The following is a 12,022-nucleotide window of genomic DNA, read 5'->3' on the forward strand; positions in this document are numbered from 1 at the left end:
GATAAATTTAAAGCTGGCAATTATACCCCTCACACGATGCGCCGGACAGCCGCTTCGCATATGCTTGAATCTGGGATTGAAATGGAGGTGATCCGCACATTTCTCGGCCATTCCTCGGTGTATACCACATCTCTGTATGCTGTCCTGTCACAGCAAAAGATGGACAGAGATTTAAAAAACTGGTCTTCAAAGTGGTTCCCTGAAACGAAAGCCGAAAATGAGACACATACAATAAGCAATGTTCCTGGTTTTCTAAAATAAATATAAACCGAAGATTATTCGAGGAGATTGAGTGACAGCATTGGATTCCCCTAATATTTTTGCTATTTCCTCGAATAATCTAATCCAAGGAATAATTACCTGAGGTATTCTTTTTGGTCAATTCCCTTTACTCTTTAAAGTATACAGGAAGCTCCTTCCTGTCCTTCACAAATAACTCCTGTTTCACTTCCATGCTCTCCAGACATAAAACATCCAGTCAGTAATTCACAATCGGTTCACTATGAAGCAATATTGCAAAATCATTGGATTCCAGAATTATCTCTGGTGGCTTATTTCGGAAGAATTGTTTAGCAGCTTCTATTACCTGCATACTGCACTTCAATTCCTCGATTCTTTGATTACACCATTCTCTAAACTGGTTCTGAATACGAATAATACGTTTTTTCTCTGCCTCCTTTTTTCTTGCTGTTTCCAATACCTTTTTTCTTGTTTCTTCATCTATATCCGCATCTGCTTCCAGTATCATATGAAAATCATCCGCTATCTTTCTTGCACCCTCATAGGGTGTTAATCCATACATATCAGCCACATAATTGATTGCATCCCCTTTTGCACCACAGGCAAAACAATAATAGAATTTATCAATCTTCATACTCGGATGTTTATCATTGTGGAATGGACAGCAGGCAAGACCTTTTTTTCCTACCTTTAATCCGTAAAACTCTGCCACCTCTCTGGCGGTAATACGTTCTTTTACTTCTGTAAAAATACTCAAATTATCAATCTCCTTCTTTTCATTGGAGATAGGCTCTGCTATAATAAATTTGCGAGATTTTTGTAGCAAAGAGTCTATCTCTTAGTTACTGTGAATTGCCCTTGTTTGTAGCAGGGGCATTTTCATTTTTTGCCAACAACTGCTTTATGAGTTCTATTAACAGTGCTTCTTCGTCTGTTCTTCCATCCGCTATCTGTTGCAGGATATTTTCTAATACAATCGCTACACGATTTGACATATAATTACCTGCTGTAACAGATACTTCCTGTCCTAATATGGAACGTCTATAATATTCCCCTTTTGGTAAACCCGACAAAATAATTTTTGCTTCCACTTCATTTTTTTCTTCCTCACTAAGCCAGAACGCAATCGTATGACATCTTTCTCTATCTTCCCTTCTACAAGCCATCTGCTCCACCTCTCTCCACTTCTCCAAGTCGATTTGCAATCTTAACCTGTGCATCCATTGACTGATGACAATAAGTTTCAATGGTTGTTGTAACCTTGCCATGACCAAGACGTTTTGCGATTTCTATCGGACTAAAACCTAACTGAACCAGCATACTGGCATGGCTGTGTCTGGCACAATGGACTGTGATTTTTTTCACACCAGACCGCTTAATTCCGCGCTCCATTTCATGCTCAAAATAACTTTTGGTTCTTTCTGCAAACAATCGTGTTGTCGGTCTTGCTCGATAAATACCAGCAATATATTCTCTTAAAATATCCTGCAATTCCTGATGAATGGTAATCACACGTTTAGAGCTTTCTGTCTTTGGATCAGTAATAATATCCACTCCATTCAGCCTTGCCAGTGATTCATCAATCGTAAGTGTGCCATCTTCAAAATTGATGTCTGATACAGTCAGTGCCAGTAACTCTCCTAATCGAATCCCTGTCCAGAAAAGAATATGAAACGCAACCCATGTATCTTTCTTATCAATCACCGCATCAGCAAACATTCTGAACTCCTCCAAAGTCCAATAAGGTCTTTCGTCTGCCTTGCTCTTTCCCATACTGCCAGCCTTTCGGCAGGGATTAGAACGTAAATCATAGAAGTTTACCGCATAATTCAGAATGGAATTCAACTGATTATTTATGGTTTTCAAGTAAGTAGGCTTAAAACCTTTCGCCATCATTTCTCCCTGCCACTTACGAATCATCGGTGCTGTAATTTCATTGATTGGAGTTGTACCAAAATAAGGAAGAACCTTATCATTCATTACATATTCCTTTTGCTTCATTGTGGTTTTCCGAAGTCTCTTTTTCATATCATCCCTGTAAATCTCCCAGAAGTCATTCAGGGGCATAGTTGGATCAGAAGATTGTTGTAAAATAAAATGTGCATACCATTGTTCCGCTTCCTTCTTAGTCTTAAACCCACGTTTCTGCGACTTCTTCTTTGTACCAGTCCAATCAGTCCACCGATATTGAATATGCCATGTTCCGTTTGGGTCTTTTTTTGCACTACAACTCATTATGCGACCACCTCCTTAGTTGCTCCATACCATTTCTCTTTGAAATAGGCTACTGGCACTTTACCAGAGATTGTAAGAAATCCTTTTGCAGATAATTCCTCATTCATTTCTCTTAAAATCTTGTAAGCCTTTCCCATGCTGATTCCAAGCATTGTTGCAATTTCATTTGCACTGTAATAGATTTTTTCGCTCATACTGTTTACCTCCTTTTCTTTTATTGTTTCTGTACCGCAGCATTTGTTTCGCTATGTTGTATTTGTATGATATCGCAACATTTGTTTCGTGTCAATATCTTTTTCTTTATTTTTTTCGTTATGTATGGTATACTCTGTTCATACTATTGGCAACAAAAACAGGAGGTCGTTATGACTGTCGGGGAAAATATAAGAAGAATCAGACAAGAAAGAAAACTAACGCAGAAGCGGTTAGGTGAGTTAGTCGGTGCAAGCGAAGCATATATTCGTGCATACGAAAGTGGTCGACGCAATCCCAAACCAAAGTCCCTTGAAGCTATTGCAAGAGCATTGGCTGTAAATGTAGAGGTTCTTAACAATTCTGATTTTGATGGTGTAAAAGCCATGCACAGATTATTCCAAGTGTTCCGTCAATACAACGGGCACTTATTTGAATGTAAAGATGATGAGGGCAACGATGCTGTCGGAATTAGCTTTGGTACATTGACCTTGATGAGATCTTGGTTTCGTCGCTATGAGAAATATATAAAAGAAGTGGAAGAATGCAATGAAATCAAAGATGTGAAGCAAAGAGGCGAAGCACTTCTGAAAGCAGAAGCTGATTTCAATATGTGGATGGATATTTATCCTGGATCCGAACCATGCCCAGAAGATTTACAGATGCAAAAGACACATGATGATTTTATGGATAAGATTGGATTGAATCCGAAAAATGAAAAGTAGAGGTGAGGTGAAGATATATTATGATACGTTTTTTTGTATGTAAGGATATTGATACTCTTATAAATGGCAAAACAAAGGATATAACTCAAACTATTTCCGATATGAATGAAAATTCTATCAAATCATCATTTTTGTATTCTTACTCCACGTTTGAAAGCATTATTACCGAAATTCTGCGGTATTATCTCATTGCTTTTCCCGAAAAAATGGACAAAAATTTTTCTATTGAAAAACAAGAATTACTTTCATTTTCATCAACACATGATATCATATTGCATTCTGTAAATAGATATATCAGAAAATATTCTTGTGAAACATTACTGGAGTATTTATTTTTCTTTAGAGATATCTTATCTATTGATATTACCATAGACGAAAAACTAACAAAAATCATTTCAAAAACTCGTAATACAATTACACATGACGATGCCAACTCAGAATTACTTTTTATGCACCTACAGCAAAAAACCAAGCCATTGAATTATCACGATATAGTAGCTTATATGACTTATCTAATTAACTTATCGGCTAAAATTCAATTAAAAATTAATTCCAAATATAAAAAATACACTTATGAACATCTACTTAGAAATATTTGGAGTTTTTCGTTTTCTTCTCCCTTATTAGATTTTGATAAAATATGGAATTTTGATAATGCAGGAACATTACTTATCAAAGATTTAAAACAAGTAAAAAGAAATATATCTGGAATTAGTCAAAGTGAGCACTTATTTCTAGCTATTTTTCTACAACAATATAATAATTCTTTAAATGACCATTTACATTCCTTTAGTGTCCTTCCTGCATTAGTTTCTTTGGACACGAATAACAAAAATAAACTAATAGACATAATAACATTTTTTGAATACTACCCCTTGATTTTTAGCAGAATGAAAATAAAATAAATTTTTGTACCCAAATCGTACCCAACGCAAAAATAAAAATCGCTACAAAGCCTATAAATACAAGCTTTGTAGCGATTTTCCTATTTATTCGAATTCGATGGTCCCCGGCGGTTTCCCCGTCAGATCATACATCACTCGATTCACGTGACTCACTTCATTGACAATCCTGCTGGTCACTTTCTGCAGTACCTCCCAAGGCACCTGGGCGCTCTCCGCCGTCATAAAGTCGATCGTATTCACCGCTCTCAGCGCAATCGCGTAGTCATAGGTTCTCTCATCTCCCATAACTCCAACGCTCCGCATATTTGTCAGTGCCGCAAAATACTGTCCGACCGTCTTGTTCATGCCGGCCTTGTCCATCTCCTCGCGGTAAATAGCATCCGCCTCCTGCACCATTTTCACTTTCTCAGCCGTTACTTCACCGATAATACGAATCCCAAGACCAGGACCCGGGAATGGCTGTCTAAAGACTAATTTTTCCGGTATACCAAGTTCTAATCCAGCTTTACGAACCTCATCCTTGAACAAGTCTCGAAGCGGCTCTATGATTTCCTTAAAGTCTACGAAATCCGGCAATCCACCGACATTATGATGTGATTTGATGACTGCCGACTCTCCACCGAGTCCGGATTCTACCACATCCGGGTAAATAGTTCCCTGCACGAGGAAGTCTACGACACCGATCTTCTTTGCCTCTTCTTCGAAGACACGGATAAATTCCTCGCCAATGATTTTACGTTTTGTCTCCGGATCGGATACTCCGGCCAATTTTGTGTAATAGCGCTCCTGCGCGTTCACACGGATGAAGTTCAGGTCGTACGGACCTTCTGGTCCGAAGACTGCCTCTACTTCATCTCCTTCGTCCTTGCGGAGAAGACCGTGGTCTACGAATACGCAGGTCAGCTGGTTTCCGATTGCTTTGGATAACATGACCGCTGCTACGGAGGAGTCAACTCCGCCGGACAGGGCACAGAGAACTTTACCGTCGCCTACTTTTTCGCGGATTGCCTGGATGGACTCTTCTACAAATGCGTCCATTTTCCAGTCACCGGCGCATCCGCATACATTTATAACGAAGTTGCTCAGCATCTTCATGCCCTCTACAGTGTGCAACACCTCCGGGTGGAACTGGATCGCGTATAATTGTTCTGCTTCATTTTCTGCGGAAGCAACCGGACAGTCTGCGGTGTGGGATGTAATCTCGAATCCCGGTGCCACCTTGGAAATGTAATCGAAGTGGCTCATCCAGCAGATCGTCGGAGATGAAACTCCTGTCATCACCTTGGAGGTCTGCTTGTCCACGATAACCTCTGTCTTACCATACTCACGTACATCGGCGCGCTCCACCTTGCCCCCGAGTACATGCATCATCAGCTGTGCGCCGTAGCAGAGTCCCAGAATTGGAATCCCCAGCTTGAACAGTTCCTCGCTGTAGGTCGGTGAGTCTGCCTCGTAGCAACTGTTCGGCCCTCCGGTCAGGATGATTCCCCTGGGGTTCAGGGCCTTAATTTTTTCTATATCTGTTTTGTAAGAATAAATCTCACAATAAACGTTGCACTCTCGTACACGACGCGCAACCAGTTGATTATACTGTCCGCCAAAATCTAAAACAATGACTAATTCATTTTTCAAGATTGTTTCCTCCTCAATTAAAAGTGATTGATAATCCGATCCATGTACAATGCCTGTGCATCTGCACACATTTCCGATTATTCTGTCTTTCCCTATTATAAAGTAGCATCTCACCATTTACAACCCCCAGTCCAATAAAATCCTGTGGAAAGTCAGCCGTCAGGAACTTCATCCAAAGTTCCTGGCGGCTGACTTTATCCGTTCTGGGTGGTAGTCTTTATCTCTACCATATATAATGATGTAATAGCCAAAAGTTCTTTTGCCCTGACATCACATAATAATTTCCAAAAGCCTAGCTACCACAGTACTCCAGCCGACTCCTCCAACTTCGCCTGAGCTTCTTTGATCTCCCCGGCCTGCCGGTCGGTAATCTTGTCCGCGGAGCTCTTCACTACCAGCTTCTTCAGCTGGCTGCAGTCGCCCTGGATGCGCTTCTTATCCGCCTTTTCAAGTGTACTTCCCTTTTCTTTCAACAGTCCTTCCACTTTATACACAAGTTGTTCCGCGTCGTTGCGGATATCGATCAGCTCCTGCTTTGCGTTGTCTGCATTCTCGTATTCCTGCGCCTCCTGTCTCGCACGCTCAATCTCTTCCTCGGACAGGTTTGAGCTGGCGGTGAGGGTGATCTGCTGCGCATTGCCGGTTCCCAGATCCTTCGCTGACACTTTCACGATGCCGTTTACATCAATGTCAAATGTGACCTCGATCTGCGGATGCCCGGCCATGGAGCGCTTGATTCCGGACAGCTGGAAGTTTCCCAGCAGTTTATTGTCTCTGGTAAACTTGCGTTCCCCCTGGTAGACCTTGATGTCCACCGAGGTCTGGAAGTTCGCCGCCGTAGTGAATATCTGGGATTTATGGCAGGGGATCGTAGCATTTCGTTCAATCAGCCTGCTTGCCACACCACCCACGGTCTCGATAGAGAGGGACAACGGCGTCACATCCATCAGAATCACCTCAGATGCCGCGCTGCCGACGATCAGCTGGTTTCCAAGCTTCGCGCCCTGAATGGCCGCGCCCAGAGCCACACATTCATCCGGATTGACTCCGCGGCTGGGCTCTCTTCCCATGAGCTTGGTAACCATGTCTGCCACCGCCGGGATTCTTGTGGAACCGCCCACCAGAATCACCTTGTGGATGTCGGCCGGCGTCAGCCCTGCATCGGAAATGGCCGCGTGCACCGGTCCCGATGTCCGCTCCACCAGCTGTTTCGTCAGATCCTCGAAGACCGCTCTGGTGATGGTCTTTTCGAGATGCACCGGTTCGCCCTTCTGCATGGTGATAAAAGGCAGGTTGATGTTGTAGCTGGTGGAAGAAGACAGCGCGATCTTTGCGCGCTCCGCCTCCTCGCGGATGCGCTGCATGGCCGTCATATCCTTTTCCAGTTTGATGCGGTGCTCCCGCTTAAACTCTTTGACAATATAATCCACCAGACAGGTATCGAAATCATCTCCGCCCAGATGATTGTCGCCGGCCGTTGCCAGCACTTCGATCAGGCTGTCCCCGATCTCGATCACCGACACGTCGAAGGTTCCTCCGCCCAGATCGTAGACGAGGATCTTCTGTGCCTCCCCATTGTCCAGTCCGTAAGCCAGGGCTGCCGCCGTCGGCTCGTTGATGATGCGGCGTACATTTAACCCGGCGATACGCCCTGCATCTTTTGTGGCCTGGCGCTGGGCATCATTGAAGTACGCCGGAACCGTGATGACCGCGTCAAATACCTGCTCGCCCAGATATTCCTCCGCGTCCTTACGGAGCTTCTGCAGGATCATGGCAGAGATTTCCTGGGGCGAATACTGCTTGCCATTCAGAGTTCTCCGGCAGTCCGTCCCCATCTCCCTCTTAATCGAAGAGACCGTCTGGCTGACGTTTACCGCAGCCTGTCGTTTCGCTGCATCGCCTACCAGACGGTCCCCTTTATCCGTGTACGCCACGATGGACGGAGTGGTCCTGCCACCCTGCGCGTTCGGGATTACGACAGAGCGCTCTCCCTCAATCACCGCCACACAACTGTTTGTAGTTCCCAAGTCAATTCCGATTACTTTTCCCATTTTCTTTCAGCCTCTTTTTTCATATTTTATAACATCCTGAACATAGCTTTAAAACTCAAACGGATATTCCTGATCCGCTCCACTGCCCGGCTCTGCACCTCACAGAAGCTGTCTCTGCCTGTCTGTAGACAGCTTTCTTGGTGAGGTTGAAACCACTATACTTTTTGATGGTATCATTCCCATCTGATAAATACAATGAAAGAAGTGTAAACATTTATAAATTTTTATATAACTCATGAAAATGATGCCAAAGTTAAGAAGTCATGTGTCTCATGCCCGCATGAAACACATGACTTCTGGATTTGCAAAACTATACAGCCCGTTTTCCTCGCCATTTTCCGCTGAGATACCGCCATAGCATCATCACTGCCCGGAAACACCAGTCGATCACCATAGCTACCCAGACGCCAAACACGCCCCAACCCATAAACTTGCCCAGCACGTAGCTGGCACCGATACGGAAGAGCCACATGGACGCGATGGAGATCCACATCGTCACCTGGGCATCCCCGGCCGCACGCAGCGTCGCCGGAAGCGCAAATGAGATTGGCCAGATCAGCATGCAGGAAACACTGTGGAAGATCATGATCTTCGTGGCCGTCTGTGCAGTGATGTCCGACAGGTTATAAGCACGCAGAATCATCGGCAGAAATGCCAGTGTCAGTATACTGAATACCCACATGCCGACGTAAGTCAGAAACACCAGTTTTTTCGTATAATACCTCACCTGCTCGTCCTCACCTGCACCCACGCACCGCGCGATAACTGTGGTCATTGCCAGCGCGATCGCCATCCCCGGCAGGATCTCGAACATGGCCACTGCATTGCAGACTGCATTGGCTGCAATGGCGTACGTCCCAAAGGAAGATACCAGACTCAGAACCAGGATCTTGCCGATCTGAAACATACTGTTCTCCATACCGTTTGGCACGCCGATACTCATGATCCGCCGGATCATCCGACCATCCGGCTTGTAGCGCAGACTTCGCTCGATATGCAGCGGATACTTTTCCCGGCAGAGCAGGGCGACCACGACCACTGCTGCCACCACACGGGACACCAGCGTCGGGATTGCAACCCCCTCCGTGCCGCGGTGGAATCCGTAGATCAGCAACGCATTGCCGCCCACGTTGATGACATTCATCAGGATGGACACCTTCATCGGAAGCTTGGAATTTCCCTCAGCCCGAAAAATTGCCGCGCCGCCGTTATAGAGCGCCATGAACGGAATCGACGCCGCCACGATCATCAGATATGTATTGGCATGTGCGCGCACGTCCGCCTCGATGGGTCCAAAAATGACATGCAGGATGAAATATTTGCACGCATAAATCACGACCATGATTACCGTCGCGCTGATGGTGATAAACCACACCAGCTGAGTCGATGCCCGGCATGCCAACTTTTCATTTTTCATGCCCAGATACTGTCCGGCCACCACCGCACCGCCTGTCGCCAGTGCGGAGAACAAAGCGATGAACAGTACCATGATCTGATCCACAAGGGAGACCCCCGACACCGCGGCCTCGCCCACACTTGCAATCATAATCGAATCCGCCATCCCCACAAGAACAGCCAAAAATTGTTCGATAATCAACGGTATAATTAACACAACCAGCGCCCGGTTATCGAACAGGTACTGGCTGCGGTCTTTCTTTTTCTTTTGCATTCTCTTATTCCCCATAAATCGTATATTGATTCTTTCCTCTTTCTTTTGCCAGGCATACCGCCGCATTCTAATATTAAAAACGCTCATACCCAATACCTGTATTATCTTCCTTTTTCACGTAATATGCAAGAAGATCCTTATGTACATTTTAACACAATGCCACAGACAATTCTAATACTTCGCTTTCATACCATCCACCAGAATATCCTTACACTCCACGCTGATGCAGATACTTCTCTCTCGTTGCCAGTCCACCACGAATATGACGCTCGGACTTGTTCGTGTCCAGCACTGTCCGCACCTGGGCGGCAAGTCCGGGATTTACCTGCAGCAGGCGGTCGGTCACATCTTTATGTACCGTCGACTTACTGATCCCGAAGTGTTTCGCCGCCTGCCGTACCGTGGCCTTTCTCTCTACAATATAACCAGCCAGCAGCGCACACCGCTCTTCAATATAATCTTTCATATAAAACTCCCCCGCAAACACTGTTTTTACAATGTATGCGGAGGTTCTTCTCTTCTAGTACAAATTATCGGCCGCTTCCCGTCTTTATTTTATCTTTGCATCAGCTTTACATCATCTTTGCATCATTTTTGTATCGCTTAGCCGGCATTTTCACGCGGAATCCACTTCGCCTTCCAGGCATATACAATCATCATCGCCGCCCCGATCGCCCAGGAGATCGGGTACGCTGCGAAGATCCATTTCATCTCATGATAACGGTTCACCACCAGCTGAATCCACGCGATCCGGAAAATACACAGCGCAAAGATAATGATGAACATCGGCGGCAGCGTTTTTCCCGTCCCACGGATTGCCCCGGCAAGGATGTGCATCGTCGCCAGAATCGAGTAAAACGGGCAGAAAAATTTCATGATATAAACGCCCAGTGTAATCACCTCCGCGTCCGTCACAAAGACGCCTATGATCTGTCGCCCGAAGGTCAGGATCATCGCCATGGACAGCAGCGTGTAGCCGATTCCCATGAAGATTGCCGTCCACATGCCCCGCTTCACACGGTCATACCTGCCCGCTCCCACGTTCTGCCCGGTAAATGTAGTCGCCGCCATGCTGAAGCTCATCACCGGCATAATGTTGAATCCATCCACCTTCGTGTACGCGGCAAATGAGGCCATCAGCGTCGCGCCAAAGCTGTTGACACTGGACTGAATCAGAACATTTGAGAATGAGATCACCATGTTCTGCACTCCGGTCGGAATCCCGAGCTTGATAATTTTCTTTGCCATATAGCCGTCAATCCGGATGTCCCTCAGCCTTACTTGATAAATGTCATCATGCTTCACCAGAAAATGAATGATAAAAACAAATGACAGGAACTGCCCGATGTCTGTCGCCAGCGCCACACCTTCCACTCCCATGTGGAACACTACGACAAACAGAAGGTCCAGCACCACGTTGGATCCGGCAGCAATTATGAGATACTGCAGTGCCTTTCCTGAATTTCCGACCGCATTTAAAATTCCTGCGGCAAAGTTGTAGATAACCGAGAACGTAATGCCCCCAAAGAAAATCCGCATATACTGAATCGATTGCGGCAGTACTTTCTCCGGCGTCCCCATCCAGCGCAGCAGCGCCGGTGTCACGAGAATCCCCAGAATTGTCATTATGATTCCCGAAATGACCGCGATTGCCAGCGTCGTATGGACGGCCTGCGAGATTCCCTTCGCATCACCGGCACCGTAGCACTGGGCGATGATAACACCGGCTCCCGCCGAAGCACCGATGCAGAACGCCAGCAGCAGATTGATCAGCGAACCGCTGGATCCCACCGCGGCGAGGGCGTCCCTTCCTATGTAATTTCCGACAATGATCGAATCGACGGTATTGTAAAGCTGCTGAAACAGATTACCCAGAATCAGCGGAATCGAAAATTTCAGGAGTTCCTTCCAGATGGTTCCCTCCGTCATCACCGTAGTCTTTTTCATACGAAAACCTCTCCCCAATGTGTCCGGAACAGTGCTGCACGCCCCACCGTACTTCACGCCCCGTTCGATTAATTATATCTTCGCATAAAGGGGCTGTCGCACTAGCTGATTAAATTCAGCGGTGCGCAGCTCTTTTTTTCCTACAGAAATGTCCTTTTTATTCCATTTCTGATTCATATTGATTTTTGGGCGTACTTGAACCAGACCTTCTATGAAAAGGTTGTTTTGAATTTTGATAGTTCAAAAATCATGCTGTTTTAAGTTCAAATAAATGCTGTCCTATTTTACCGGATTGTATTTTTCTGTGAAGTTTATTGATGTTATGAGCAATTGCGATCATGGTACTTTCCGCAAGGACATTCACAGTTCCGCGACACAGATATTTTCGAAAGGACATATCTTCTTTGGTATCAGCAAATGATCCTT

General features: G+C 45.3%; 13 protein-coding genes. 3 read left to right on the forward strand and 10 right to left on the reverse strand.

Annotation, left to right across the window (positions count from 1 at the left end):
• On the forward strand, positions 1–261 hold a 261-nt coding region (locus tag BUB85_RS19130), incomplete at its 5' end, for a tyrosine-type recombinase/integrase (RefSeq protein ID WP_159434610.1).
• 217 nt (positions 262–478) lie between these two features.
• Here BUB85_RS19130 and BUB85_RS19135 read toward each other — a convergent pair.
• The 4 genes from BUB85_RS19135 to BUB85_RS19150 all read right to left on the reverse strand — a co-directional run bounded on the left by BUB85_RS19135 (position 479) and on the right by BUB85_RS19150 (position 2,669).
• Complete coding sequence (locus BUB85_RS19135) at positions 479–997, reverse strand: CHC2 zinc finger domain-containing protein (protein ID WP_073113118.1); 519 nt, start codon at positions 995–997, stop codon at positions 479–481.
• A gap of 85 nt (positions 998–1,082) precedes the next feature.
• A complete protein-coding gene (locus BUB85_RS19140) occupies positions 1,083–1,406 on the reverse strand; it encodes a plasmid mobilization protein (RefSeq protein ID WP_073113119.1) in 324 nt (107 codons plus the stop codon).
• On the reverse strand, positions 1,396–2,475 hold the full coding sequence (locus BUB85_RS19145) for a site-specific integrase (RefSeq protein WP_073113120.1): 1,080 nt from the start codon (positions 2,473–2,475) through the stop codon (positions 1,396–1,398). The genes BUB85_RS19140 and BUB85_RS19145 overlap by 11 nt, the downstream gene beginning before the upstream one ends.
• Entirely contained in the window at positions 2,475–2,669 is a 195-nt protein-coding gene (locus BUB85_RS19150; RefSeq protein ID WP_073113121.1) for an ICEBs1 excisionase, read from the reverse strand. The genes BUB85_RS19145 and BUB85_RS19150 overlap by 1 nt, the downstream gene beginning before the upstream one ends.
• Positions 2,670–2,840: 171 nt before the next feature.
• On the opposite strand from BUB85_RS19150, the gene BUB85_RS19155 reads away from it, so the two are divergent.
• Together BUB85_RS19155 and BUB85_RS19160 are read left to right on the forward strand one after the other, a co-directional pair.
• Positions 2,841–3,392, forward strand: coding sequence for a helix-turn-helix domain-containing protein (locus BUB85_RS19155; protein ID WP_073113122.1), 552 nt, complete (start codon positions 2,841–2,843; stop codon positions 3,390–3,392).
• Positions 3,393–3,412: 20 nt separating this feature from the next.
• A complete protein-coding gene (locus BUB85_RS19160; protein WP_073113123.1) occupies positions 3,413–4,297 on the forward strand; it encodes a hypothetical protein in 885 nt (294 codons plus the stop codon).
• Between the two features lie 84 nt (positions 4,298–4,381).
• Here BUB85_RS19160 and guaA read toward each other — a convergent pair whose 3' ends face one another.
• The 6 genes from guaA to BUB85_RS22535 all read right to left on the reverse strand — a co-directional run.
• Positions 4,382–5,929 (reverse strand): glutamine-hydrolyzing GMP synthase, encoded by a 1,548-nt coding sequence (gene guaA / locus BUB85_RS19165; protein WP_073113128.1) that lies wholly within the window; start codon positions 5,927–5,929, stop codon positions 4,382–4,384.
• A gap of 296 nt (positions 5,930–6,225) precedes the next feature.
• A complete protein-coding gene (gene dnaK, locus BUB85_RS19170) occupies positions 6,226–7,980 on the reverse strand; it encodes a molecular chaperone DnaK (protein ID WP_073113124.1) in 1,755 nt (584 codons plus the stop codon).
• A gap of 310 nt (positions 7,981–8,290) precedes the next feature.
• Positions 8,291–9,649, reverse strand: coding sequence for an MATE family efflux transporter (locus tag BUB85_RS19175; protein WP_073113129.1), 1,359 nt, complete (start codon positions 9,647–9,649; stop codon positions 8,291–8,293).
• 208 nt (positions 9,650–9,857) lie between these two features.
• A complete protein-coding gene (gene spoIIID, locus BUB85_RS19180; RefSeq protein WP_073113125.1) occupies positions 9,858–10,115 on the reverse strand; it encodes a sporulation transcriptional regulator SpoIIID in 258 nt (85 codons plus the stop codon).
• Positions 10,116–10,252: 137 nt separating this feature from the next.
• Entirely contained in the window at positions 10,253–11,596 is a 1,344-nt protein-coding gene (locus tag BUB85_RS19185) for an MATE family efflux transporter (RefSeq protein WP_073113126.1), read from the reverse strand.
• A 247-nt stretch (positions 11,597–11,843) separates the two neighbouring features.
• On the reverse strand, positions 11,844–12,022 hold a 179-nt coding region (locus BUB85_RS22535), incomplete at its 5' end, for a transposase (RefSeq protein ID WP_073113127.1).

The sequence above is a fragment of the Hespellia stercorisuis DSM 15480 genome, from assembly GCF_900142165.1.
In the GTDB taxonomy this organism is placed as follows: Bacteria; Bacillota; Clostridia; order Lachnospirales; family Lachnospiraceae; genus Hespellia; species Hespellia stercorisuis.